This window comes from Rhizobium mesosinicum (assembly GCF_019511345.1).
Lineage (GTDB): Bacteria > Pseudomonadota > Alphaproteobacteria > Rhizobiales > Rhizobiaceae > Rhizobium > Rhizobium mesosinicum.
In genome coordinates, this window is sequence record NZ_JAEUAK010000018.1 from 1 (window position 1) to 22327 (window position 22327).

29 protein-coding genes are annotated in these 22327 nt (G+C 61.9%); 18 read left to right on the forward strand and 11 right to left on the reverse strand.

Translation table 11 applies throughout. From position 1 onward, the window contains the following. Positions 1–53: 53 nt before the first annotated feature. A complete protein-coding gene (locus tag JNB85_RS29275; RefSeq protein ID WP_220337968.1) occupies positions 54–317 on the forward strand; it encodes a DUF982 domain-containing protein in 264 nt (87 codons plus the stop codon). 362 nt (positions 318–679) lie between these two features. On the opposite strand, the gene JNB85_RS29280 is transcribed toward JNB85_RS29275, so the two are convergent. Continuing rightward, the gene (locus JNB85_RS29280) at positions 680–1609 is read right to left on the reverse strand and encodes a LysR family transcriptional regulator (RefSeq protein ID WP_220337909.1); all 930 of its coding nucleotides are present in this window, start codon (positions 1607–1609) and stop codon (positions 680–682) included. A gap of 119 nt (positions 1610–1728) precedes the next feature. Between JNB85_RS29280 and JNB85_RS29285 the strand changes: the two genes are divergently transcribed. Next, positions 1729–2265 carry a hypothetical protein gene (locus JNB85_RS29285; protein ID WP_220337910.1) on the forward strand — a complete coding sequence of 179 codons (537 nt, stop codon included), beginning with the start codon at positions 1729–1731 and terminating at the stop codon, positions 2263–2265. 85 nt (positions 2266–2350) lie between these two features. On the opposite strand, the gene JNB85_RS29290 is transcribed toward JNB85_RS29285, so the two are convergent. The 4 genes from JNB85_RS29290 to JNB85_RS29305 form a co-directional block, all read right to left on the reverse strand. Next, the gene (locus JNB85_RS29290) at positions 2351–3673 is read right to left on the reverse strand and encodes a VapE domain-containing protein (protein WP_220337911.1); all 1323 of its coding nucleotides are present in this window, start codon (positions 3671–3673) and stop codon (positions 2351–2353) included. A 139-nt stretch (positions 3674–3812) separates the two neighbouring features. After that, entirely contained in the window at positions 3813–4085 is a 273-nt protein-coding gene (locus tag JNB85_RS29295) for a helix-turn-helix transcriptional regulator (protein ID WP_220337912.1), read from the reverse strand. A 174-nt stretch (positions 4086–4259) separates the two neighbouring features. Continuing rightward, on the reverse strand, positions 4260–4511 hold the full coding sequence (locus tag JNB85_RS29300; RefSeq protein WP_220337913.1) for a hypothetical protein: 252 nt from the start codon (positions 4509–4511) through the stop codon (positions 4260–4262). 54 nt (positions 4512–4565) lie between these two features. Further along, positions 4566–5039 carry an Hsp20 family protein gene (locus tag JNB85_RS29305; RefSeq protein WP_220337914.1) on the reverse strand — a complete coding sequence of 158 codons (474 nt, stop codon included), beginning with the start codon at positions 5037–5039 and terminating at the stop codon, positions 4566–4568. 243 nt (positions 5040–5282) lie between these two features. Between JNB85_RS29305 and JNB85_RS29310 the strand changes: the two genes are divergently transcribed. The 4 genes from JNB85_RS29310 (at position 5283) to JNB85_RS29325 (ending at position 7424) form a co-directional block, all read left to right on the forward strand. After that, on the forward strand, positions 5283–5597 hold the full coding sequence (locus JNB85_RS29310) for a hypothetical protein (RefSeq protein ID WP_220337915.1): 315 nt from the start codon (positions 5283–5285) through the stop codon (positions 5595–5597). Between the two features lie 11 nt (positions 5598–5608). Next, complete coding sequence (locus JNB85_RS29315) at positions 5609–5905, forward strand: hypothetical protein (protein WP_220337916.1); 297 nt, start codon at positions 5609–5611, stop codon at positions 5903–5905. A gap of 106 nt (positions 5906–6011) precedes the next feature. After that, positions 6012–6536 (forward strand): AAA family ATPase, encoded by a 525-nt coding sequence (locus JNB85_RS29320; RefSeq protein WP_220337917.1) that lies wholly within the window; start codon positions 6012–6014, stop codon positions 6534–6536. A gap of 75 nt (positions 6537–6611) precedes the next feature. Further along, positions 6612–7424, forward strand: coding sequence for a class I SAM-dependent methyltransferase (locus tag JNB85_RS29325; protein ID WP_220337918.1), 813 nt, complete (start codon positions 6612–6614; stop codon positions 7422–7424). 135 nt (positions 7425–7559) lie between these two features. Here the strand turns inward: JNB85_RS29325 and JNB85_RS29330 are convergent, their stop codons facing one another. After that, positions 7560–8315, reverse strand: coding sequence for an SDR family NAD(P)-dependent oxidoreductase (locus tag JNB85_RS29330; protein ID WP_220337919.1), 756 nt, complete (start codon positions 8313–8315; stop codon positions 7560–7562). A gap of 212 nt (positions 8316–8527) precedes the next feature. On the opposite strand from JNB85_RS29330, the gene JNB85_RS29335 reads away from it, so the two are divergent. The 6 genes from JNB85_RS29335 (at position 8528) to JNB85_RS29360 (ending at position 12595) form a co-directional block, all read left to right on the forward strand. Then, positions 8528–9121, forward strand: a complete 594-nt coding sequence (locus tag JNB85_RS29335; RefSeq protein WP_220337920.1) for a L,D-transpeptidase — start codon at positions 8528–8530, stop codon at positions 9119–9121. A gap of 167 nt (positions 9122–9288) precedes the next feature. After that, positions 9289–9411, forward strand: a complete 123-nt coding sequence (locus tag JNB85_RS29340) for an ABC transporter (protein ID WP_220337921.1) — start codon at positions 9289–9291, stop codon at positions 9409–9411. 155 nt (positions 9412–9566) lie between these two features. Then, positions 9567–10145: a hypothetical protein gene (locus tag JNB85_RS29345; protein ID WP_220337922.1), complete on the forward strand. Its 579-nt coding sequence runs from the start codon at positions 9567–9569 to the stop codon at positions 10143–10145. Between the two features lie 114 nt (positions 10146–10259). After that, entirely contained in the window at positions 10260–10847 is a 588-nt protein-coding gene (locus JNB85_RS29350; protein WP_220337923.1) for a protein-S-isoprenylcysteine O-methyltransferase, read from the forward strand. Between the two features lie 60 nt (positions 10848–10907). Next, on the forward strand, positions 10908–11708 hold the full coding sequence (locus JNB85_RS29355; RefSeq protein ID WP_220337924.1) for a 2-oxo acid dehydrogenase subunit E2: 801 nt from the start codon (positions 10908–10910) through the stop codon (positions 11706–11708). After that, on the forward strand, positions 11705–12595 hold the full coding sequence (locus JNB85_RS29360; RefSeq protein WP_223216647.1) for an SDR family NAD(P)-dependent oxidoreductase: 891 nt from the start codon (positions 11705–11707) through the stop codon (positions 12593–12595). The genes JNB85_RS29355 and JNB85_RS29360 overlap by 4 nt, the downstream gene beginning before the upstream one ends. Before the next feature lie 54 nt (positions 12596–12649). Here JNB85_RS29360 and JNB85_RS29365 read toward each other — a convergent pair whose 3' ends face one another. Further along, a complete protein-coding gene (locus JNB85_RS29365; protein WP_220337925.1) occupies positions 12650–12937 on the reverse strand; it encodes a hypothetical protein in 288 nt (95 codons plus the stop codon). Positions 12938–13111: 174 nt separating this feature from the next. Between JNB85_RS29365 and JNB85_RS29370 the strand changes: the two genes are divergently transcribed. The 6 genes from JNB85_RS29370 to JNB85_RS29395 all read left to right on the forward strand — a co-directional run bounded on the left by JNB85_RS29370 (position 13112) and on the right by JNB85_RS29395 (position 19382). Then, positions 13112–13801, forward strand: coding sequence for a CerR family C-terminal domain-containing protein (locus JNB85_RS29370; protein ID WP_220337926.1), 690 nt, complete (start codon positions 13112–13114; stop codon positions 13799–13801). Continuing rightward, positions 13798–14805, forward strand: coding sequence for a secretion protein HlyD (gene hlyD / locus JNB85_RS29375; RefSeq protein ID WP_220337927.1), 1008 nt, complete (start codon positions 13798–13800; stop codon positions 14803–14805). Before JNB85_RS29370 ends, hlyD begins: the two co-directional genes overlap by 4 nt. Continuing rightward, on the forward strand, positions 14802–16544 hold the full coding sequence (locus JNB85_RS29380) for an ATP-binding cassette domain-containing protein (RefSeq protein ID WP_220337928.1): 1743 nt from the start codon (positions 14802–14804) through the stop codon (positions 16542–16544). Before hlyD ends, JNB85_RS29380 begins: the two co-directional genes overlap by 4 nt. After that, positions 16541–17665: an ABC transporter permease gene (locus tag JNB85_RS29385; RefSeq protein WP_220337929.1), complete on the forward strand. Its 1125-nt coding sequence runs from the start codon at positions 16541–16543 to the stop codon at positions 17663–17665. The genes JNB85_RS29380 and JNB85_RS29385 overlap by 4 nt, the downstream gene beginning before the upstream one ends. A 1-nt stretch (position 17666) precedes the next feature. Continuing rightward, positions 17667–18779 (forward strand): ABC transporter permease, encoded by a 1113-nt coding sequence (locus JNB85_RS29390; protein ID WP_220337930.1) that lies wholly within the window; start codon positions 17667–17669, stop codon positions 18777–18779. Positions 18780–18986: 207 nt separating this feature from the next. Beyond that, a complete protein-coding gene (locus JNB85_RS29395) occupies positions 18987–19382 on the forward strand; it encodes a DUF1236 domain-containing protein (protein ID WP_220337931.1) in 396 nt (131 codons plus the stop codon). Between the two features lie 56 nt (positions 19383–19438). On the opposite strand, the gene JNB85_RS29400 is transcribed toward JNB85_RS29395, so the two are convergent. From JNB85_RS29400 to olsC, 4 genes are all read right to left on the reverse strand, one after another. Further along, positions 19439–19876: a cupin domain-containing protein gene (locus JNB85_RS29400; protein WP_220337932.1), complete on the reverse strand. Its 438-nt coding sequence runs from the start codon at positions 19874–19876 to the stop codon at positions 19439–19441. After that, a complete protein-coding gene (locus tag JNB85_RS29405; protein WP_220337933.1) occupies positions 19876–20658 on the reverse strand; it encodes an SDR family oxidoreductase in 783 nt (260 codons plus the stop codon). The genes JNB85_RS29400 and JNB85_RS29405 overlap by 1 nt, the downstream gene beginning before the upstream one ends. After that, complete coding sequence (locus JNB85_RS29410; RefSeq protein ID WP_220337934.1) at positions 20655–21182, reverse strand: RrF2 family transcriptional regulator; 528 nt, start codon at positions 21180–21182, stop codon at positions 20655–20657. Before JNB85_RS29410 ends, JNB85_RS29405 begins: the two co-directional genes overlap by 4 nt. Positions 21183–21458: 276 nt before the next feature. Further along, positions 21459–22292, reverse strand: coding sequence for an ornithine lipid ester-linked acyl 2-hydroxylase OlsC (gene olsC, locus JNB85_RS29415; protein WP_220337935.1), 834 nt, complete (start codon positions 22290–22292; stop codon positions 21459–21461). Positions 22293–22327: the final 35 nt, after the last annotated feature.

Genomic DNA, 22327 nt, shown 5'->3' on the forward strand with positions numbered 1-22327 from the left:
GGCACATCCCTTGCATCGTCAACAATACGCCACCCCATCGGGAGTATTGTGTCATGGAATGGGACACCCCAATCGAATTCGATCCCGTGATCCTGATGTTTCACGATCCCGACAGGCTCCTGTCCGTGCGAACCGCTATCGGAGCCGCCAATGCGCTCATGACGGAATTCCCTTGCGATGACGGGGAGGAATTTGTTGCGGCGATCAAGGCCTGTCTTGATGTCATACAGGGCAACGCTAGCCCCGGGGAATTGAGAGCGGCGATCATTCGCGCCGCAGCCGAGGCTGGGATTACCGCCATCGCCGTATTGCACTGAGCGTCTTTCGCGGCAACGATGTGTAGCCCGAACTTTGTAAGTGGTCGCTTTTTCCCGCAAACTTGTAAGCGAATTTCGCGAAAAGAATCAAACACTTAACCATAGCGCTTACAAACTTACGAAATTACAGTATGTTTCCCACTCTCATGAGAAACCCTGCAAGAACCATTTTCTCTCACCTGAGTTCGCAATTATCTCCGTAAGTCTGTAAGCCTAGCAATAAGCGCCTGAAAGAATTGAGGAAATGCGCTTACAAAGTTCATGTAAGCAATTGTAAGCGCGTAAGCAATCCCGTGGGTCTGCCGATGCGTCCATCCATGACCGCCCCTCTCTCCACGGCATCGGCGCAGGTCCCGTAAACGCTAAGTCCCAGCAACCTGCTCCCAGCGCGCCGGCATCCCGATATGGGTCTTCAATGCCTCCGAGAAGGCCCTGATCTTCGCTGAGGGAACCTGGAGCGCCCGCAGGAGGTAGATGCCGGAGGGATGGTCGTTCCAAGGCTCGTCGTCGATGGGCAGCCGCACGAGATCGCCGGACTGCACCGCCGTTCCCGATACCCAGCTCGGCAGCAAAGCAATGCCGAGCCCGGATATGGCTGCGCCATTCAGTGCCTCGAAGTCGTCGGATCGAAACGCGACCCGCTCGCATGCCGTTCCTGCCGGTCTGCCAAAGATATCCGACCAGCCGAGCAGATCGTTGCCGTGCAGTTTGTCGAGCAGGCGATGGTGGCGCAGCTCTTCAATGCTCGCCGGCGCCGGGTTGTCTTCGAGATAGGCCGGACTTGCCACCACGATGCGGTTGAGCGGCGCAAGTTTCGTCGCGATCAGCGAACTATCCTGCAGCGTCCCCATCCTGATGACGAGGTCGAGCCGCTCCGCGACCGGGTCGGCAAGCCGTTCGGTGAGATCCAGTTCGACATGCAGGTCGGGATGCGCACGCGCGAGCGATGCCAGGACCGGGATGACATAGCGTTTACCGAAAGTCGGGAAACAGGCGATGCGCAGCGTGCCGCTCACCGCATCGTCAAAGGCGGCCACCTCGGCATGTGTGTCGGCGAGGTCATCGAGCAGACGCCGGGCGCGATCAAAGAGGCGATGGCCCGCATCCGTCACGGCCAGTGCCCGCGTCGAGCGCACCAGCAGCGTGACGCCCAGGTCCCGTTCCAGCGCGTCGATCTGCCGAACGATGGCCGAAGGGGTGACGGCACGACGCCGGGAGGCGGCCGAGAAGCTGCCCGCGCGCACCACGTCGACATAGACGGCAAGATGTTCGGCGAATCGCGGATCCTTCATCTTTGCCTACTGCGCAAAATGGTTTCGAGCATTCAGTTCGTTATCATCGGCCGGCATCGGGGGCACATTCCTTCTCGTCAACGGGCGTTTCCCGCTCACTCAACAGAAGGAACAATGCCATGGTCAAGGTCCTCGATACGATTCTCTCCCAGTCCGCCTATTCCGCGAAAATCGACGTCCCGATCGAGAAGATCGACATTGCGGACTGGCTCTTCAATCTGCCCGAAGCTGAATATCTGCGTTGCTGCCCGCCGGATCATATCGCCGCCGGCGTCACCTGGACCGATGACGGGCGCCGCATGTCGATCAATGTCGAGCAGATCGGCTCCGGCCTCGTCGTGCAGCACTATGTCGCCGAGGTCGCCGAGGCCGCCTATTGCCGAATGAATTCGATCTCGGATGTCTTCACCGCAAACGGCCGCACAAAGGTCAATGTCGTCTGGGAACTGATCGCCGAGAAAATCGACGACGCCAGCACCCGTTACACCAACCGCGTCACCGCCCATCCCACGGATGCCTTCATGACGTTCCTTGAAGAACACGCCATCACATTCGAGGATGCCGCAGCGGCGCGACAGGCAGCGGGTGCAGACCATAACAGCCGCGAGACGCCGCTTTTCGCCGCAAGCATCGCCCGCCGGGCGCAGGCGAGGTAAGCGGCGGCAGCAGCAATTCTCAAGGTCGGTCCGCACGGAAAAACCGGCAGAAGCCCGGCGTCTCAGAACGGTGTACCCGCGCCCTTTAGAACCTCCGTTCCCGCCCTCGCGCGCCGTGCTCGAACTCGATGCGGCCGTCAGCCCATCTCGCCCAGGGCCTGCCGCTCACGTCGCCGCGAACATAGACGCGCACAGCCTCGCGTCCGCGATTGGAAACCACCGCCTGCGGTTCGAACCCCAGCCCGGCAAGCGCCCTCTGCAGGTTGGCGCGCCAGCCGGCAGGCAAGCGGCTGGCATCCTCGCTGCCACCCGTCAAAAGCTTGCGCATCTCGGCGCACGGCACCATCATCTCGCCGTCAGGGATCAGGTCGCGGATGATCTCGTAGGTGGGGCCGAAATCCATCACGCCGTGATGCAGGGCTTCGAGGTCGGCCTTCAATGCCGGGTCATCCAGCCACAGTGGCTCATGCTCGCAGATCGTCATGACTTCGGCCCAGATCTGCGCGCGGTCGGTCCGGATGGCCGCGAGATCGATCGCGGTGGGCTTGACCGGCCACCAGCGGCGGTTGCCGCTCGTATCCGTCAGGAACTCGTTGGCATTCGTCGTGGCGTAGAAGGCGAACTGGCGCGGCACGTCGTCGGGCCTCTGCTGATACGCCCCGCGCGCGGTATCGACGCGGATCGTGATGAACTTCCTGATCGTCTCGATCTCCCGGTTCGACCGGCCGGCAAGCTCCGCGAGCTCGACGACCCAACGCCCGCGCGTGATCTCGATCACTTCGCGCGCGTTTTCGCCCACCGTCAGGCCGTCGGTCACCCATTCCTCGACCGGAACGAGCGCCCGGCCGAAGGATGATTTTCCGAGCCCCTGTTTGCCCTGCAGGGTCAGCACGTGGTCGAACTGGCACCCTGGCTCGAAGACGCGCCTGGCAAGTGCGGAGAGCCATTTGCGCGCGAAGGCGCGGTTCAGCTGCGTGTCCGCGGCGCCGAGATAGCAAGTCAGGAACGTGTCGACCCGCCGCGTTCCGTCCCCTGCCGGCAGCGAGGACAGCCAGTCTTTCACGGGGTGATAGGGATGCCGGCCGGCGACCTTGTCGATGATGGGATTGATGTTGAAAACCTTCGGCGTCAGGCCGAACCCTTCCAGCCACTCCACCGCTTCGGCAAGATCGTTGTTTGCGAGGGCGCGAGGCTTCCAGTCGCCCTTGCGCAAATCCCACGGCGGCCGGCGCAACAGCATCGTGCGGCCGCTGAATTCATCGAGCGCGAGCATTCCGCGCGCGTCGGGGTGATGCTCCAGGATTACGGTCCAGTTGAGCGTGAGGCCCGGAAGGGGATTGCCCCTGTCGTTCGTCTTGAGCATGGCGAGCCAGTCGCGCGACGGCGCGTGTTCAGTCATATGTGGCATGGGATTTTCCGCGCGGGATGAAGTGGTGTCCCCTTCTCCCCGGGCGGGGAGAAGGTGCCCGAAGGGCGGATGAGGAGGCTCCGGGCAAGAGTTTAACCACAGGAGAATCTCCCCCTCTCTGCCATCCGGAAACGAAAGGTCAGCAATCTTCGACTGCATTATCCGTCGGCACCCGTGGCCCCCTCATCCGACCCTTCGGGCCCCCTTCTCCCCGCTGGGGAGAAGGGGGAGCCGCACCCGCCACACATTCACCGATCCACGCCTCGACCTGCCCTTCCATCCAGCCGACGGCGCGCTTGCCGATCTTCACCGGGCGCGGAAACCGGCCGTCGGCAATCAGCGCATAGAGGGTTGAGGTGGGAAGGCCCGTCCTGTTCTGAACCTCCGGGCGGCGGAGAATCCTTGATGTCATTGACCGTTTCCTTCTGGGATGTTTCGGACATCGCCAGACTTGCTTGGAAACGGTTGGGATATAGAATTGCGCCGATAACGCCTGTTGTCGGGCAGGTGCCGGCCGCTCGCTGCGGGCACGGATCCTCAGTCGCGCATTGGCGGCAAGGCCGTGCGCTGGCCGTCCGCCGGCGGATCAGGCGGCGGCGTGGCTGCTCCCGGCATGACGGCTGAAGAGGCCGCGTGCGCCTTCCACCATGATGCGCAGATGCTCCGCGTCACGCACGCCCTGCCGGTAAAGCTCGACGACGATCGCGGCGATCCGCGCGGCCTCTTCCGAGGCCTTGTCGACGCCGGCTTCTCTCACGAGCGTATCGAAAACGGGCTGGCAGGCTGCAAGATCGCGCGCGTCGAACGGCTGCGGCTTGCGAACATCGATCGATTTCATGTCTTTCAAAAGCCGGCGCCATCTGGCGGCGCCGGCTTCCTCCTCCCCCTCCGGTTAAGCGACGTTCTTTTCGCCTTCGATCATCTGCATCGGCGCCTGAGAGCCCTCGGCGCTGGCGATCGCGATCTTGCGCGGCTTCATCTCTTCGGGGATCTCACGCTTCAGATCGATGGTCAGAAGGCCGTTGGTCAGCGAAGCGTTATCGACCCGGACATGGTCGGCAAGCTCGAAGCGCCGCTCGAAGGAGCGGCCGGCAATGCCGCGATGCAGGTAGTCGCCCTGCTTCTCTTCGTTCTTCTGGCCTCTGACGACCAGCACGTTGCGCTCCTGGGTGACATCGAGGTCGCTGCCGGCAAAGCCTGCGACCGCCATCTGGATGCGGTAGTCGTTCTCGCCGGACTTGACGATGTCGTAGGGCGGCCACGTGTCGATAGCCTGCAGGCGCTGCGGATTGTTCAGAAGGTTAAGCACCCGGTCGAAGCCGATGCTCGAGCGGTAGAACGGTGCGAAGTCGAATTCGTTTCTCATGACCAAATCCTCCGTAAAGCGAGTTGGAAAGGAGACGCGTCGGAAACTGCGTCCCCGGCTTCCGGCCCCCTTTGGGCTGCCGGCGAATATCGATTTGGTTTGGCTTTTTTTGCCTTTCAAGAGGCCTCGGAAAATTTTTTCGGGCGCCCTGCGCCGGCCCACTTGAACCCTGAAAACACCGAAACGATCTCTTATCCGCCTGGAGATTTTCCTCATCCGTCGAAAGTTTTTAGGAGAACGAACATGACCATCGAAGGCACCAAATCAGTCGGCTCGGCCACTGCCGTCGACGCCATCTCGGCGTCGCATATCCTCTATCCGCACCAGCATTTTTCCCATCCCGACGAAGTGATCGCTTCGCAGACGATGACGACCGCGGAAAAGCGCGCGATCCTCGCGTCCTGGGCGTCCGACCTCCACGCGGTCGAATCCTGTCCCGAGCTCCGCCACCCTCCGGGCGTCGCCTGCTCCATCCGCTACCAGGACATCCTCTCCGCCCTGAAGGCTCTCGACGGGCGGGAGAAGGCCCGCAAGCCGGCCTGCACCATGTTCGGATAAGGGAGGGCGGAATGCGGCAGAAAGCGTCACAGTCTCCATCCGCTCCAAGAGGCAACCCGATTACCGACAGGCTCGTTCTCGCCTCGCGATATTCGGAATGCCTGCGGCGCCTCTCGCGATCTGCCGGGCGGCTGCGCCACGCCGATCTCGGCGAGAAGCTGATGGAGATCGCCCTGTGCCTCGACCGGATGAGCGCCGACATCGCGATCAACGACGCGGGCATCGAAATCCTGAGGCGCGCAGCACGCCTCATCGGCACGGTGGAAGCCCTGATCGACCGCAAGGCGAAGGCATCGATCCTGCATTGAAGGCTCGATCCGTGTAAACGAAGCGTCGGAAATCGGTTACACTTCTGCGCCACAAGGCGGGTAGTTTGGCCATTGCCAAGGGTGCCGCGCATCGAACGAAACCGAAATGGGCGTCAGGAACTATTTGATCGAAGGCGTGTCGGGGACGGGCAAAACCTCGGTCGCCACGGAGCTGCAGCGGCGCGGATACCATGTCGTCCACGGCGACCGGGAGCTCGCCTACCGGGGCGATCCGCGCACCGGCGAGCCGCTGGATGGCTCGGGGCACGAGTGGCGCGATGTCGCCTTTGCCCATAGGCACCATCTCTGGAATGTCGAAAAGGTCGCATCGCTCGCGGCCGACAAGCGCCACCCGATCTCCTTCTTCTGCGGCGGCTCGCGGAATTTTAGCCGCTTTATCCATCTGTTCGACCGGGTTTTCGTTCTCGATGTCGACCCGCAGACGCTGAAAAGGCGGCTTGCCGGCAGAGGGGACGACGAGTTCGGCGGAAAACCGGCCGAACGCGATCTGGTCTTGCGCGTGCATGCGACGAAGGAAGACATTCCCGGCAACGCGACGGTCATCGACGCCACCGCGCCGCTCGCCGCCGTCGTCGACGGCATCCTGTCGCAATGCGGAGAGCCCGGCTGAAGACAATCGAAAACTGCCCGAAACGGACGGGTCTGTGTTAACCTTGCCGTCTCGGACGAACCGTGGGTGGCAGCGATGTTGGAGACGGACAAAATCTTCGCCGGCTCGATTCCGGAAAACTACGACCGCTATATGGTGCCGCTGATCTTCGAGCCCTTCGCGGCAGATCTCGCGCGACGTGCGGCATCCTTCTCGCCTGACGCCGTCCTGGAAATCGCCGCCGGCACCGGGGTCGTCACCCGCGCATTGGCGCCAAAGCTGTCCCCCGGCGCAACTTATACCGTCACCGACCTCAACCAGCCGATGCTCGACTATGCCGCCTCGCGCCAGCCTTCCGACAGCCGCATCGAGTGGCGCCAGGCGGACGCCCTGGCGCTGCCGTTCGAAGACGCAGCCTTCAATCTCGTCCTCTGTCAGTTCGGCGTGATGTTCTTTCCCGACCGGATATCCGGTTACCGCGAGGCGAGACGGGTTTTGAAGCCCGGAGGGCATTTCCTGTTCAATGTCTGGGACCGCATCGAGGAAAACGTCTTTGCCAACGATGTCACGAATGCGCTGGCGCAGATGTTTCCGGGCGATCCGCCGCGCTTTCTGGCGCGCACGCCGCACGGCTATCACGATACCGCCCTGATCCGCCGCGAAGTGGAAGAAGCGGGGTTTTCGAACGTGGCGATCGAGACGAGAGAAGAGCAGAGCCGGGCGCCCTCACCGCGTCTTCCCGCCCTTGCCTATTGCCGGGGAACGCTTCTTCGCAGCGAAATAGAGGCGCGGGACGCCGGAAAGCTCGATACTGCGACCGATCACGCCGCATCCGCGATTGCCGGCAGACACGGCAGCGGCGAGGTCTCGGCCAAGATTCAGGCACACATTATCGAAGCGGTGGCGTAAACCCATCGGCTTCCCGTGCGTGGGCCGCGTTCTAAAGCGCGTCGCGATCTTTCATATCCGCTCGCTGCGCTTTAGGTCTTTGTTTTTACGCATGTCGTTGTCGCAAAACCGCTGCACACTTTTGCGCGACATGCTTTAATGGGCGGTATAGGCGCCATCCACGAGATAGTGGGCGCCGGTGATGAAGCTTGCCTGTTCCGACAGCAGAAAGCAGACGAGATTGGCCACTTCGTCCGGTGTCCCGCGCCTGCCCATCGGCTGGAGCGAGGCCATGCGGCGCATGCTCGCCGTTTCGAGATGCTCCGCCAGGAGGGGCGTATCGATCCAGCCCGGACCGACGGCATTTACCCTGATGCCGTATCGCGCATATTCCATCCCCGCCACCTTCGTCAGCCCGACGACGCCGTGCTTGGCGGCGGTATAGGCTGCCGCGGTCGGCAGTCCGACAGTGCCGAGCATCGAAGACATGTTGACGATTGCGCCCCCGCCCCGCTTCAGCATCGCGCCGATCTCGAATTTCATGCAATAGAAGACGCTGTTGAGATTGACGTTCATCACTCTGTGCCAGTCGTCGAGCGGATAGTCTGCAACCGCCGACCGTATCCCGTCGACCCCGGCATTGTTGACGGCCAGATCCAGACCGCCGCATGTCTCGACGGTGAAGTCGACGAGGCTCTGCACGGCTGCAGGATCCCTCACATCGACGACGAACGGGCGGGCGCGACCGCCCTCCTCCCGGATTGCAGCGGCCACCTTTTGCGCAGCGTCGCCATTGAGATCGGCGACGACGACCTCGGCACCCTCGACAGAAAGTTGCCGGGCTACGGCAGCCCCGATTCCGGAACCTGCGCCCGTCACGATGACGACTTTTCCTTCAAGGCAAAGTTTCATGGCATCCATCCATTTCACTATGCTAATGTTCCAAAAAGCATGATTCACGCAAGAGGTTTCATGAATGGGGGCACGCGATTTGAAGCTGCACATCTTATCCGCCTAACACGCGCACGACGGAAAATTCGAACATCCCGGTTCGTCGGCGCGCTGTTGATCGGCGTCGTCAAGACCGAGGGGACGACTTGGCAGAACGACTTGAGCAGGTGGAAATGAACGGACAAGATGTTGAACGCCGAGGTTTCATTTTGGGCAGCCTCGCTCTCATGCTTTCGGGATGCAGCACCACCACGGATGGGCCGCCGCTCGGCTATCGCGTATTCGGCAGCGACCCTGATGTCGATCCCCGCTATCGGCGGCAGGAGGTCGCCTATTCGGGAGGCGAGCCGCCCGGCACGATCGTCGTCGATACCGGGGCGCGCTTTCTCTATTTCGTCGAGGCCGACGGCCTTGCCACGCGCTACGGTGTCGCCGTCGGCGAAGAAGGGCTGAGCTTCAAGGGCGAGGCCACCATCGGCCGCAAGGCCGAGTGGCCCTCCTGGAAACCCACCGACGATATGATCGCCCGTAAGCCGCGTCTTGCCCAATATGCCGATGGCGTGCCGGGCGGACCGGGCAATCCGCTGGGTGCCGCAGCCCTCTACCTCTACCAGGGCGGACGGGACACCCTGTTCCGCCTGCACGGAACGAACGCTCCCTGGTCGATCGGCCATGCGGTTTCGAACGGCTGCATCCGCCTGACAAACGCAAACATCATGGACCTCTACGCACGGACGCGCGTCGGAACCCGCGTGGTGGTCATTTGATGGCATTTACCATGTGAAATTACCGGGTTGGTCACACCGGTTAGTATCTGCTAATGTAGATTCGTTGCACGTTGCATCACTCCCGCACTGTTCACGGTGCTGAATATCGTCAAACTTCGAGGCGCAGCCTTCGACGGTCTGCGTCATGATGAGGAGAGGACTTGTTAATGAGCAGAATTCTATTCGTCATCCTCGCAGTACTTGCGGTGGCCAATCTGAGTGCCTGCGGGTCGATTGGTAAAGGCAAGGGGAAAGCTCCGCCGCCTGCGGAAACAGCCGTCTACAAGTAAGCTCGCATGATTCCCGGGAAGGGCTCGCTCAGCCCTTCCCTTTTTCTCGACATCCGAAACCGGCCAGGATTGATCCCCCGCATTCAGGGCACAAGAATGGCATATCTGCCGGCGTCGCGTCGCCGCTGGGCAGAGCTTGCATATGGAGCGTGGTGATGGCGCTTGGAAGAAGCCGCTTGTGGCTGGTTGTTGCTGTGGCATTTGCAGCATCATCGTGCCAGACGGAAGACAAAGGTCCCCAGCCGCGTTATACATCCGCCGGCCGAGAACTGACGAAAACCACCGCCCAGAATAGATCGAGCGGGCGTTTCATAGAATTCCGCTCCCGCTATGCGCTGACCTACGGTCACACCTACGTCGTCTTCGGCAGCGCCGACAAGAACGGAAGAATGATCAATCCCGAGGTCGCAGGCCTTGCCCCGGCTTCGGAAGATGCAGCGCCTTACGTCATCGGCCACTTCATTCCGGTCCCTGCGACGACGGGGGAGACAGACGGCGACCTCGAGGAGCAGTACCGCTCGGCAAGCTGGCGCGTGATGCTGACGGATGCCGAATATAACGATACGGTCGCCTATATCCGCAAGCTGCAGGCGCGAAGCCGTCTCTGGGAGGCGACGGTCTACAATTGCAACGCCTTCGTGGCGGATATCGCAAAGCACATGGGCTACAAGACACCCGGCATCTGGCTACGGCCGCAGCAATTCATTACAAGACTGCGGGAGATGAATACGTGAGGCTGGCATAGAGCGCCGGGCGTCATACGGACGCGCCGAGGACGCTCTAACTCTCTCCAACCGCTGGCGATCGCGGAAGCCTGATCGTGGAAAGGTTCTGGTGCCGGCTTGAACATGTCGGTCAATATCATTGGCGAGGCTGTCTGGGTCCTCGGAATTATCGCATGGTACGTTATTCGATACCCGTTCGAGCGCCGGGGAAAGCGCGTGCCTGTCGTCAGCAGCCGGCGCAGCCTGTCTGAAGGTGTCGCACTGGCCGCAGCGCTTGCCGGGCTTGCGATCGTGCCGGGATTTTACGTCGCGACGGGCATCCCGAGAGCAGCCGACCATCCCTTGCCTCTCTGGGCCGTCGTCATCGGCGCGGCCCTCTTCTGCCTCGCAATGTGGGTCTTTAGAAGAACCCACAAGCAGCTCGGGCGAAACTGGTCCATCACGCTCGAAATCCGCCAGAAGCATGAATTGATATGCGCCGGACCTTATGCCTATGTCCGCCATCCCATGTACACCTCGTTCCTCCTGATGGGGCTTGCCCAGGCTTTTCTGCTGCCGAACTGGGTGGCAGGCATGGCCGGGATCGTCGGTTTCGCCGTGCTGTTCTTTCTGCGCGTCGACAAGGAAGAGCGTATGATGCTCGATGTCTTCGGCCCGCAATACCGCGCCTATATGGACAGGACCAAACGCATCATCCCTTATCTGTACTAGGGGGCCGACGCTCCGACGTTTTGGATCTCTGCGGGTGGAAAGACGAGGGGGAGGAATAAGATGAAGGGACGGGCAATCAGACTTTCCGCGGCAAGGCGGCTGGTTGGGGATCTCATGAGATTTTCGATCGGCATACCGCGCGTAACCGTTCAGCGGCAGATGAACATCCGCCCCCTTCTCGATGCCAGGCGAATGTCCGATCCCCGCCCCTCCTGGACCGCGCTTTTCCTGAAGGGATATGCCCTCCTCTCGAAGGAGGTTCCGGATCTGAGGCGCGCCTACATCAAGTTTCCGCGGCATCAGCTCTACGAATATCCGGCAAGCGTGGCCTCCATTGCCCATGAGCGCGAATATGAAGGCGAGCGGATCGTTCTCCTGAGCACGATCAAGACCCCCGAAGACCGGTCCATCCCCGAACTGGAAACGCAGATCCGCGAGGCGAGGTCGCGCCCCGTCCTGGAGATCAAGGAATTTCGCCGCTCGCTTAAGCTTGCGCGTGCGCCTGCTTTGCTCAGATGGTCGCTCATGTGGCTAGGGCTCAATCTGGGGCGAAAACGGGCGCGCTATTTCGGCACCTTCCAGCTGTCGGTCTATTCGGGCCTCGGGGCCGAATCCCTCAATCCTTTGAGCCCCTTGACCACGCTCATGAACTATGGCCCGATCGATGAGAACGGATCGGTGACCGTCCGCATCCACTATGACCACAGGGTCATGGATGGAGCCAGCATCGCCCGGGCGTTGGAGCGGTTCGAGACTATCCTCAACGGCGCGGTCGTCGACGAGATGCGGGAGCTGCACCGGAAGGCAGCGTCCACCGGCGCGTCGCCCATCGGCGCGTCGATTGCAGGAATGTCTCGATGATATCAGAGCAGTTCCAGCAAAAGCGAGGTGCGGTTTTGCGTGCGGAATTGCGGGAAAACAATGAGACGGGGAACCGTCCGGCCGTCGTCGTACTTGGCGCCTCCCGTGGCATCGGGCGGGCAATTGCGAGGGTCGCGGCGCGCGAGCGCAACATCGTCGTTCTCGTGGCACGCTCCCCGGACGAGCTTGCGGCGGCGGCGGCCGAGGTGGAAGAGGCCGGCGGAGAGGCTTTCACGATCGAACTCGACCTCATGGCGCCAGGCGCATCGTCGCACCTCGATGCCTTTCTGGCCGAGAAGGGTCTGGTCTGTGACGTCCTTGTCAACAGTGCCGGCTACGGCCTGCGCGGCGCAGCGACCTCGCTGCCATTAGAGGATCAACTTGGGATCATCGATCTTAACATACGGGCGCTTGCAGACATGAGCCTTCGCTTCCTGCCGGGAATGGTCGCCCGCCGGCGCGGCGGAGTGGTCAATCTCGGCTCAATCGCGGGTTTTGCACCCGGGCCGTACATGGCCTTCTACTATGCCAGCAAGAGTTTCGTACACTCGTTTTCGGCTGCTCTTCATGAGGAAGTCCGCCGCTTCGGCGTCACCGTGACATGCGTGGCACCCGGGCCGGTATCGACCGACTTTCTTGAAAAATCCGGCGCCGATCGCGCCGCGCTCTTCAAGGTATTGCCCAAGCTGAAGGCGGATTACGTCGCCGAGCGGGCGTGGCGCGGCTTCAAGTCCGGTCGCAGCCTCGTCGTTCCCGGCTTCTCGGCGAAGCTGACCGCCTTTATCGCAAGGGTCCTGCCATCGGCGGCTGCCCTGCGGCTGATCGGCCGGGTGCAGCGCCGAAGCAAAGATCCGAGCCCGCACGGCCCGCGCACGAGTGTCAAATAAAGCTGCGATCACGGCAGCGGCACGCCAGCGAGGTCACCGGAGCGGCAGCCCGTATCACTGCCCTTCCTCCTTGCGGACAAAGACCTGCTTCGAACTCTCTGCGTCGTCGCCTTGCGAGGCCTCGTGCCTGATGCGCAGCCACCAGTCCGTGCTGAGATGCGGCGCCGTCAACTGCCCGTCGTGAGGCGCCGGCTTCAGGACTTCGTTTTGGGGGCGGCTGTCCTTTTGCGATCCGGCATCATCGGCGCAGGCCATGGTCACGGCAGAAGCAAGAGCAGCGACGGTGACGAGCGCTCTCCAGGCATGTCGTCCGATGCTTGCCATGACGTGCTGGTTTCTCATCAGCCCATTCAGCCAGAATATTAGCGTTTACGGAAGTACAAAAGGCCGAATGTGCGGCACCAAATGCAAATATAACGGCGGTTCGCGCGCCCAATCTCACACATATCGGAGAAGGTTTCGCAATTAGATATTCATTCGATTGACTGAAATATCCGGCTGCGCTATACATGAGCCATGACTGATGAACAAACTCAACCGAACCGCGCCGAGATCACGCGGGAAAAACTGCTGTCCGCAGCCCTCGATGTCTTCGGCCGCTACGGCTTCGACGGGGCTTCGACACGGCAGCTGAGCGAGGCTGCCGGCGTCAACCTGCAGGCCATCCCCTATTATTTCGGCGGCAAGGAAGGCCTTTATGTCGCGACCGCGGAATACCTGGTCTCCCGCATCGAGCGCCATATCGGCGGCCTGCGGCAGCGGATCGGCGCCCATCTCGGGGAACTCGCTGCTGCCGGCGAGGCGCTCAGCGAAGCGGAGGCGCGGCGTTTCCTGACGGAGATGGCGACGGCCATGGTCGCCCTTTTCGTCAGCAAGGAATCCGAGCCCTGGGCGCGCTTCATCATCCGCGAGCAGATGGAGCCGACCGAGGCCTTCGCAAGGGTCTATCAGGGCCTGATGGGTCCGATGATCGGCATGGCGCGGCAGATGATCGGCGCCATCCTGCGCGAAGACCCGGCTTCCGAGCATGTGCGTCTGCGCACGCTGGCCTTCATCGGCAACATCATGATCTTCCGCGTCGCTCACGCCGCCGTTCTCGCCCAGATGGAATGGCAGTCGGTCGGCCCCGGCCAGCTTCAGGCCCTGCGCAATCTCGTTGCAGAACTCGTCGGCCAGTTGCAGCAGGCGAAAGGAGAGAGTCGATGAGACGGATCATTCCCCTTGCCATCCTCATTCTCGTTGCGGCAGGCGCCGCCGCCTGGTGGTACGGGCTGCCCCAGAAGTTCGGCTGGCTGCCCGAGCGCACACGACAATTCGCCCTCTACGGCAATGTCGATATCCGCCAAGTCTCTCTCGGCTTCCGCGTCAATGGCCGGCTTGCCTCGCTCGCTGTCGACGAGGGCGACATGATCAAGAGCGGCGACGTGCTCGGCAAGCTCGACACCGCACCTTTCGAAGCGGCCGTCACCTCGGCTGAGGCCAATGTCGCCGCCCTGCAGGCAACGCTCGACAAGCTGAAGGCTGGTCCGCGCCCGACAGAGATCGCCCAGGCAGAGGCCGCCCATGATGAAAGCCTTGCCGCGCTGCGCAATGCCAACATCGCTTATGACCGCGCCCGCCAGCTTCGCCCCCAGGGCACGATCTCGGAGGCCAGCCTCGATCAGGCGACCGCCAACCGCTCGATGGCGGCAGCCCGCGCGGATTCCACCGAACAGGCGCTGAAACTCCTGCAGGAGGGCAGCCGCGTGGAAGACATTGCCAATGCCGAAGCGCAGCTGAAAGCCGCGCAATCTTCGCTCACCTCCGCCCGCATCTCGCTTGCCGATGCCGAGCTGCGCGCGCCTGATAATGGCGTCATCCTCTCCCGCGTGCGCGAACCCGGCGCCATCGTCTCGCCCGCCGACACCGTCTATGTGCTCTCGCTGACGCAGCCGGTCTGGGTGCGCAGCTATGTGGCCGAAGGCGATCTCGGCCGCCTGCATCCCGGCATGAAGGTTCAGGTGACCTCGGATACCCAACCGGACAAACCCTATGACGGCACTGTTGGATTCATCTCGCCGGTGGCCGAGTTCACGCCGAAATCGGTCGAGACGCCGCAATTGCGCACCGACCTCGTCTATCGCCTGCGCATCGTCATCGACAAGCCCGGCCCCGATCTGCGCCAGGGCATGCCGGTCACCGTGCATTTTCCCTCGCTGGTCGCGCAATGAGCCCCTCTTCCACCCCGACGGATGACGCGCTGGTCCGGCTCGCCGATGTCACCAAGCATTTCGGCGATGGTCCGGCCGCACTCGATGCCGTCTCCGGCGAGGTGAAGGGCGGCGCCATCACCGGCCTCGTCGGCCCCGACGGGGCGGGAAAGACGACGCTGATCCGGCTGATGACCGGCCTGATGCTGCCCGATAGCGGCATGGTCGAAGTGCTGGGCTTCAATACGCAGAAGAACCCCGCCGGCATCCAGGCGGCGATCGGCTATATGCCACAGCGCTTCGGCCTCTATGAAGACCTGTCGGTCCAGGAAAATCTCGATCTCTATGCCGATCTGCGCGGCCTGCCGAAGGGCGAGCGCGCGGCCGCCTTCGAGGAACTGCTGACCTTCACCGATCTCAAGCGCTTCACGACACGGCTGGCCGGCAAGCTCTCGGGCGGCATGAAGCAGAAGCTCGGCCTTGCCTGCGCTCTCCTGAAAAAGCCGCGCCTGCTGCTGCTCGACGAGCCGGGTGTAGGCGTCGATCCGATCTCGCGCCGCGACCTCTGGAAGATGGTCGAGAACCTGACGCAGGAAGGCATCGGCGTGCTCTGGTCGACCGCCTATCTGGACGAGGCCGAAGCCTGCGATCACGTTCTGCTGCTCAACCAGGGCAAGCTGCTCTTTTCCGGCAAGCCGCATGACCTGACCGGCCGGGTGGAAGATCGCGTCTTCAAGGTATCGGGCGTGACAGGTCGCAGGCGCCAGGTGCTGGCCGAACTCCTGCAGACGAAAGGCGTCATCGACGGCGTCATCCAGGGCGATGCCATCCGCCTCGTCGCATCGAAGGACGAGACGCCCGACATCGGCAGCGCCGGCAACGGCGCGAAACTTGCCCCCACGCCACCCCGCTTCGAGGATGCCTTCGTCGACATGCTGGGCGGCGGCCCCGGCGGGCGTTCGAAACTCGCGGAAGCGCAAGCGCCGCCGAGCGAGACGGGCGACCGCCCCGTCATCGAGGCCAAGGGCTTAACCAAGCGCTTCGGGGATTTCACCGCCGCCGACAAGATTACCTTCGATATCAGCCGCGGCGAGATATTCGGCCTGCTCGGGCCCAACGGCGCGGGCAAATCCACCACTTTCAAGATGCTCTGCGGCCTGTTGAAGCCGACGGAAGGCGAAGGCCGCGTCGCCGGTTTCGATCTGCGTAAGGATGCTGCCGAAGCCCGCAACCAGCTCGGCTACATGGCGCAGAAATTCTCGCTCTACGGCGATCTCACCGTCATGCAGAACCTCGAATTCTTCGCCGGCGTCTACGGTCTCTCAGGCAGCCGGCGGCGCGAGCGCATCGAATTGATGACCGAGATCTTCGATTTTCGCCGCCACGCGCGCCACTCTGCCAAGGACCTGCCGCTCGGCCTGAAACAGCGCCTGGCGCTCGCCTGCGCCGTCATGCACGAACCGCGTGCGCTCTTCCTCGACGAGCCCACGTCCGGCGTCGACCCGATTACCCGGCGCGAATTCTGGACCCATATCAATGCGCTCGTCGAAAAGGGCGTCACCGTGCTGGTGACGACGCATTTCATGGACGAAGCCGAATATTGCGACCGCATCTCGCTGATTTATCGCGGCCGCTCGATCGCCCTTGGTTCGCCAGACGAACTGAAGGCGCGCGTCGCGACGAAAGAACAGCCTGACCCGACGATGGAGGATGCCTTCATCGCCCTCATCAAGGACTCGGAGAGGGAGAAGGCCGTATGAGCACCTCGTCCAGAGCCCGTCGCTTCGCCGCCCTCGTGCGCAAGGAAAGCTATCAGGCGATACGCGATCCCAGCACCATTCTCATCGCTTTCGTGCTGCCGCTGATCCTGCTGTTCCTCTTCGGTTACGGCGTATCGCTCGATACGACCCGCACCCGCATCGGCCTCGTGCTGGAACAGGCGACGCCGCTGACGCAGGATCTCGCGGCAAGCTTCCAGGCTTCCCGCTATTTCTCCGTCGCCGTCGGGCGCGACCGGCGCATGTTCGAAGACGATCTCGTGCTCGGTAATGTGCGCGGCATCGTCGTCATTTCAGCCGATTTCGCGACGGATTATGCCGCCGGCAATCATCCGCAGGTCCAGGTCCTCGTTGACGGCTCGGATCCGAACACCGCCAATTTCGTGCAGAACTACGTGCAGGGTGCGGTCGCCAACTGGGAGCGGCAGCGGCAATCCGAAACGATTGCGGCGGGACCGCCCATCGCCATCGAGCAGCGTTTCTGGTTCAATCCGGAGCTGACCAGCCGCAACTTCCTCGTCCCAGGCTCCATCGCTATCGTCATGACGCTGGTCGGCACGCTCCTGACCTCGCTCGTCGTCGCCCGCGAATGGGAGCGCGGCACCATGGAGGCGATGATGGCGACGCCGGTGACGGCGGCCGAGCTGCTGGCCGGCAAGATCCTGCCCTATTTCATCCTCGGCCTTGCCTCGATGACGCTCTGCGTGCTGCTGGCAGTCTTCCTCTTCGGCGTCCCCTTCCGCGGCTCTGTCGCAGCCCTCTACGCGCTCTCGGCCGCCTTCCTGATCCCGGCGCTCGGCCAGGGCCTCTTGATCTCGACGGCAACCAAGAACCAGTTCCTCGCCTCGCAGCTGGCATTGATCTCCGCCTTCCTGCCGGCCTTCCTGCTGTCGGGCTTCCTCTTCGAGATCAATTCGATGCCTCAGATCATCCAGTGGATCACCATTATCGTGCCCGCCCGCTATCTCATCCCCAGTCTGCAGACGGTATTTCTGGCCGGCGACATCTGGCCGATGTTTGCCCGCGCGATTGCCGTCATGCTCACCATAGGCTCCATCATGTTCCTGCTGGCCGCCCGCAGCACGAGAAAAAGGATCGGCTGAAATGTGGTGGACCCGGCTTCGTGCTCTTATCGTCAAGGAACTGCTGGCCGTCCTGCGCGACCCGAGAGGGCGCTTCGTGCTGATCGGGCCGCCCATCATGCAGCTTCTCGTCTTCTCCTATGCGGCGACGCTCGAAGTGCGCAATGTCGATATCATTGTGCTGAACCGCGACAGCGGTCATTGGGGACAGGAACTGATCGAGCGCATTCAGGGCTCCCCGACATTCCGGCACATTGAGACTGCCGGGAGCCAGAGCGACATCCGCGAGGCGATTGACGGCCAGTCGGCAATTGCGGCAATCGAGATCGGCCCCGATTTCTCCCGCAACATCGAGTCGGGCATCCCCGCCGACCTGCAGATCATCCTCGACGGGCGCCGCTCCAACGCCTCGCAGATCGTATCGGGCTATCTGACCCAGATCGGAATGACGCTCTCGGCCGAAACGCCAGCCGGTCGGCGTGCCGTGGCAAGAACCGTGGCGACGGTGCCGCGCAACTGGTTCAACGCCAACCTCACCTATCAATGGTTCATGGTGCCGAACCTGATCGCCAGCATCGCGCTTCTGATCGGCCTCATCGTCACCGCTCTTTCCATCGCCCGCGAAAGGGAACTCGGCACCTTCGACCAGCTGATGGTCTCGCCGCTGCGCGTCCATGAGATCCTGATCGGCAAGCTCATTCCGCCTATGATGATCGGCCTTTTCCACATGACGATCTATGTGCTGGCGGCGATCTTCGTCTTCGGCGTACCTTTGCGCGGCTCGCTCGTCCTGCTTTACGGCGGCTCGATCTTCTATCTGGGTTCGGTCGCCGGCGTAGGCCTCTTCATCTCGGCGCTGTCGATGACACAGCAGCAGGCGATCCTCGGCGCCTTCCTGTTCATGGTGCCGGCCATGCTGCTTTCGGGCTTCGCGACGCCGATCGAAAACATGCCGGACTGGCTGCAGCCGGTGACAACAATCAATCCGCTGCGCTATTTCCTCATCATCGTCAAAGGCGTTTTCCTGAAGGATATCCCGGCAGGCGAGGTGCTGAACCTGACCATTCCGCTGGCGCTGATTGCCTGCGCGACCCTCGGCGCCGCCGCCTGGCTGTTCCGCCGCAGGCTGGAATAGACCTCACGCACTATGACTTCAGTTGCCAAAGCGTGACTCCTGACATCCGGAACATCGAATCGGCAGGCTCGTTAATCCAGCGCAAACCCAAGCAATTCCAGCAAAGCGCCCAGCGCTCTCGCGTCAGGAATTGCCTGAAAATAAGCGGATAGCATTTTCGTCTTTCCTCGAAAAACGCAAATGCTCTCGAGCTAAAGGAGAAGCAAAATGTACAAGGTCATTCTTGTATCTGGCGCACTTGCGCTTTCGTCTCTGGCCACGAATGCGATGGCTGACGGAGCCGTCACCGGTGCTGCCGGCGGCGCAATCACTGGCGCCATCGTTGGTGGTCCGGTAGGCGCTGCGATCGGCGGCGTCGCAGGCGGTGTCGCCGGTGCTGTTGTCGACCCGCCGCCGCGCGAGGTCGTAACCTACGTCGAACAGCAGCCCGCCCCGACCTCTTCAGTGGTGGTGCAGCAGCCGATCGTGGTTGGCAAGCCGCTGCCGGCCGAAGTCCAGGTTATTCCGGTGCCGGATAATCCACGCTACGCTTATACGGTCGTCAACAACCGCCATGTGATCGTCGAACCGCAGACCCACCGCGTGGTCCAGGTGATCGAATAAAAGGAATTGGCCCCGCTCTCCGGCGGGGCCTCTTTCATGCGCAGTTTTCGAAAATGTCAGGGCTTGCGCGGCGTCGTCAGAACCGCGTCAGCCGTATCGACCACAAACACGGCAAGCAGCTTCGCCGGTTTTGTTTTGCTGGCATTGGCGCTGACATCGTGCCGGTCGCCGGGAAGCTCCGTGAAGTTCGTTCCCTTGGTGAAAGTCTTCACCTCGCCACCATTCACCCCGCTCAAAATGGCGCCTTCGAGAACGGTCGCATAGATAAGCGCCGATTTGGCATGGGTATGCGCCGAGCTGTAGCCGCCGGGCTCATATTCGACCAGGACCCCTTTCACGCTCTTGCCGGGAACATCCGGAAGCGCGTGCTCGTAAACCTCCGTTACTTTCGCCCCTTTCGACTCGTAGACGAGTTCACCCCTGGTGAGGTCGTCCGCCGAGGCGGCGGTGACCGGCAGAACGAGTGCCATCATGGCATAAAGGATCGTTTTCATTATGCTTTCTCCACTTGCGTTGCATGGGTCTGTTGCTGTAGCCAGTCCGAAAACGCGATCTCCCCCCGCATGAAGGCACCCATCGGAACGAGCGAGGTAGCCGTCACCGGTGCGCCGAAATAGCCGAGGGAGGCATCGACGCGAACGCTGCGCCTATCGCCCTTTGCAGCCAGATAGGTCCGCATGATCTCGTCAAAGCCGGCGCGATCGGGACCGGCAAGATCGACGATGCCGTGGTGCGGATTTCCAAGCGCGACTCTGACCAGCGCCGCCGCCACATCATCGGCCGCAATCGGCTGAAATTCGATATCGGGAACCGTCACGGCGCCATCGGCGGTATAGGCCTCGGCCAGCGTGTCCATGAACTCGTAGAACTGCGTGGCGCGCACGATCGTGTAATCCTGGCCGGAGGCCTGCACGGCCTCCTCCTGCGCCTGCTTGCCGCTGATGTAGGGATTGCTGACGAGGTCGCTGGTGCCGACGATGGAAAGAACCACATGGTGGCGAACTCCCGCCGCTTTCTCGGCCGCGGTAAGGTTGCGGCTCGACGTCGCAAAGAAATTGCGCAGGACCGGCTCGTCGAACGACATCATGTTGGAAACGTCGATGACGGCATCTGCCCCCGAAAGAGCGGCCTCGAGCCCCTCACCCGTAAACGCGTTGATGCCGTTTCTGGAACTGGCCACGACGACGTCATGACCGGCATTGCGAAGAATGGCGACTGCCTTGGAGCCGATGAGGCCCGTGCCGCCGATGACGACGAATTTCTTGGACGTGCTCATTGTAGCTTCTCCTGAGACGAGGCCCGATTGCCCGTCTTTCTTTCGTTGAGTTCAAGGAAAGCGCAGCCGCGGGCGGCGATACCGCCGTCATCGTCTGACATGACATTGGCCACGATGTCCGCGATGGTCACCTTGGCGAGTTCGGCGCGATAGGCCTTTTCGGCCTTCAGCATTGCGGCATTGATCTGGCAGGGCTTTGTGAAATACCGCCCTGGCAGAGGATTGGGACCGCGCTGGCGGATCTCGGCGCAGCAGAAAGCTGGTGCAGGCCCTTCCACGGCCAGCACGACATCGAGAAGCGTGATCTCCTCCTTCGGCTTCGCCAACCGGTATCCGCCCTTTGGCCCAGGTGTGGTAACAAGCAGCCCCGCTCCCGACAGCGCCTGCAGATGCTTCAGGAGATAGCTCCCAGAGACCCCGTGAAGCTCGGCAAGTGCGGCTGCCGACAGCACCCCGTCCTCCGACAATCCGGAGAGGAAGGTCACGCAGTGAATGGCCTGCTCTACGCCGTCGCTGAGTTTCATTCGCCCTCTCCAATCATGGATAAACTTTATCCACGATTTTCGGCGCCGTCAACATGCGGGCCGCAAATAGTGCGTCGCGATCCTTCACGCCCGGGCCGGCTTGGATGCGTGTGATTGGAAAGGGGCGGCCCTAACGTGCGTTTCAGGTCAGTTGAATAAAAGAAAAAGGCCCCGCTTTTGCGAGGCCTTCAGCTTGTCCGATGCGATTAGAAACCCTGTCTTCCGCCATGCTCTGGCTCGTCCGCACAGGGCACCAGGAGGATGACGCAGATTCATCTATCCGCGATTTCTCAGGGCTTCCGCCTGCGCATAGAACCTCTTTTCCCACTCCTTGTGATTGTCGAGCCCTTCGCGAATGAACGGCGTGAAAATCGCAAGATTGAGCAAAATCCAGTTGATCAGCCGCGCCGGAAATTTCAGCGGCTTGACGAAATCGATGAACAGCACGACGCGCGTCTTGTCCGTGTGGTTCCACGCTTCGTGCTCATAGGCGTCGTCGAAGATCAGCGCCTTGCCTTCCTGCCAGTGGCAGATCCGGTCCTTGACGCGGATAGCGAGCTTTTCGGCGGGTTCCGGCACGATCATGCCGAGATGCAGACGCAGAACGCCATTATAGGGGCCGCGATGGGCCGGCAGATGCTTGCCGGGCTCGAAGATCGAAAACATCGCCGTCTTCAGGCCGGGGATCTTCTGCACCGCCTTCCAGGTTTCCGGGCAGGCCTGAATGTTCTGCTCGGACTTCACCCCGAAACCGACGAGAAAGAAGGTTTTCCACCGATTATCCTTGGAGATGGTCGAAACGTCGGTGGAGATTTCCTGGAAGCTCGGCAGCTCGCTCTGGCGCACCAGCACGCGGTCGAGTTCGGCGCGGATCTGAGGCCAGGCCTTCTCGACCTCCTTCGCCCACGGGAAGACGGCATTGTCGTAAACCGGCGGATTGCCGAGTTTGGCATATTTGAAGTTCAGGCCCTCGGCCCAGGCCACGATGCCCATGAAGAAGCGCGTGATTGCGCTTGGCCGGTCCATGGGAGCGATACCAGCAGTGGCAAACTCTTGTGTCTCGGGGGCGGTTTTTTCTGGAAGGGGTGTATTGGCGATACCGTCAGTCATGTGTTTTCCGTTGCGGACTAGAGCAATTCCAGCAA

Excerpts from the sequence above, each read along its gene's own strand:
- JNB85_RS29275 (WP_220337968.1), top strand. The coding sequence starts at position 54 with ATGGAATGGGACACCCCAATCGAATTCGATCCCGTGATCCTGATGTTT.
- JNB85_RS29280 (WP_220337909.1), bottom strand. The coding sequence starts at position 1,609 with ATGAAGGATCCGCGATTCGCCGAACATCTTGCCGTCTATGTCGACGTG.
- JNB85_RS29285 (WP_220337910.1), top strand. The coding sequence starts at position 1,729 with ATGGTCAAGGTCCTCGATACGATTCTCTCCCAGTCCGCCTATTCCGCG.
- JNB85_RS29290 (WP_220337911.1), bottom strand. The coding sequence starts at position 3,673 with ATGCCACATATGACTGAACACGCGCCGTCGCGCGACTGGCTCGCCATG.
- JNB85_RS29295 (WP_220337912.1), bottom strand. The coding sequence starts at position 4,085 with ATGACATCAAGGATTCTCCGCCGCCCGGAGGTTCAGAACAGGACGGGC.
- JNB85_RS29300 (WP_220337913.1), bottom strand. The coding sequence starts at position 4,511 with ATGAAATCGATCGATGTTCGCAAGCCGCAGCCGTTCGACGCGCGCGAT.
- JNB85_RS29305 (WP_220337914.1), bottom strand. The coding sequence starts at position 5,039 with ATGAGAAACGAATTCGACTTCGCACCGTTCTACCGCTCGAGCATCGGC.
- JNB85_RS29310 (WP_220337915.1), top strand. The coding sequence starts at position 5,283 with ATGACCATCGAAGGCACCAAATCAGTCGGCTCGGCCACTGCCGTCGAC.
- JNB85_RS29315 (WP_220337916.1), top strand. The coding sequence starts at position 5,609 with ATGCGGCAGAAAGCGTCACAGTCTCCATCCGCTCCAAGAGGCAACCCG.
- JNB85_RS29320 (WP_220337917.1), top strand. The coding sequence starts at position 6,012 with ATGGGCGTCAGGAACTATTTGATCGAAGGCGTGTCGGGGACGGGCAAA.
- JNB85_RS29325 (WP_220337918.1), top strand. The coding sequence starts at position 6,612 with ATGTTGGAGACGGACAAAATCTTCGCCGGCTCGATTCCGGAAAACTAC.
- JNB85_RS29330 (WP_220337919.1), bottom strand. The coding sequence starts at position 8,315 with ATGAAACTTTGCCTTGAAGGAAAAGTCGTCATCGTGACGGGCGCAGGT.
- JNB85_RS29335 (WP_220337920.1), top strand. The coding sequence starts at position 8,528 with ATGAACGGACAAGATGTTGAACGCCGAGGTTTCATTTTGGGCAGCCTC.
- JNB85_RS29340 (WP_220337921.1), top strand. The coding sequence starts at position 9,289 with ATGAGCAGAATTCTATTCGTCATCCTCGCAGTACTTGCGGTGGCCAAT.
- JNB85_RS29345 (WP_220337922.1), top strand. The coding sequence starts at position 9,567 with ATGGCGCTTGGAAGAAGCCGCTTGTGGCTGGTTGTTGCTGTGGCATTT.
- JNB85_RS29350 (WP_220337923.1), top strand. The coding sequence starts at position 10,260 with ATGTCGGTCAATATCATTGGCGAGGCTGTCTGGGTCCTCGGAATTATC.
- JNB85_RS29355 (WP_220337924.1), top strand. The coding sequence starts at position 10,908 with ATGAAGGGACGGGCAATCAGACTTTCCGCGGCAAGGCGGCTGGTTGGG.
- JNB85_RS29360 (WP_223216647.1), top strand. The coding sequence starts at position 11,705 with ATGATATCAGAGCAGTTCCAGCAAAAGCGAGGTGCGGTTTTGCGTGCG.
- JNB85_RS29365 (WP_220337925.1), bottom strand. The coding sequence starts at position 12,937 with ATGAGAAACCAGCACGTCATGGCAAGCATCGGACGACATGCCTGGAGA.
- JNB85_RS29370 (WP_220337926.1), top strand. The coding sequence starts at position 13,112 with ATGACTGATGAACAAACTCAACCGAACCGCGCCGAGATCACGCGGGAA.
- hlyD (WP_220337927.1), top strand. The coding sequence starts at position 13,798 with ATGAGACGGATCATTCCCCTTGCCATCCTCATTCTCGTTGCGGCAGGC.
- JNB85_RS29380 (WP_220337928.1), top strand. The coding sequence starts at position 14,802 with ATGAGCCCCTCTTCCACCCCGACGGATGACGCGCTGGTCCGGCTCGCC.
- JNB85_RS29385 (WP_220337929.1), top strand. The coding sequence starts at position 16,541 with ATGAGCACCTCGTCCAGAGCCCGTCGCTTCGCCGCCCTCGTGCGCAAG.
- JNB85_RS29390 (WP_220337930.1), top strand. The coding sequence starts at position 17,667 with ATGTGGTGGACCCGGCTTCGTGCTCTTATCGTCAAGGAACTGCTGGCC.
- JNB85_RS29395 (WP_220337931.1), top strand. The coding sequence starts at position 18,987 with ATGTACAAGGTCATTCTTGTATCTGGCGCACTTGCGCTTTCGTCTCTG.
- JNB85_RS29400 (WP_220337932.1), bottom strand. The coding sequence starts at position 19,876 with ATGAAAACGATCCTTTATGCCATGATGGCACTCGTTCTGCCGGTCACC.
- JNB85_RS29405 (WP_220337933.1), bottom strand. The coding sequence starts at position 20,658 with ATGAGCACGTCCAAGAAATTCGTCGTCATCGGCGGCACGGGCCTCATC.
- JNB85_RS29410 (WP_220337934.1), bottom strand. The coding sequence starts at position 21,182 with ATGAAACTCAGCGACGGCGTAGAGCAGGCCATTCACTGCGTGACCTTC.
- olsC (WP_220337935.1), bottom strand. The coding sequence starts at position 22,292 with ATGACTGACGGTATCGCCAATACACCCCTTCCAGAAAAAACCGCCCCC.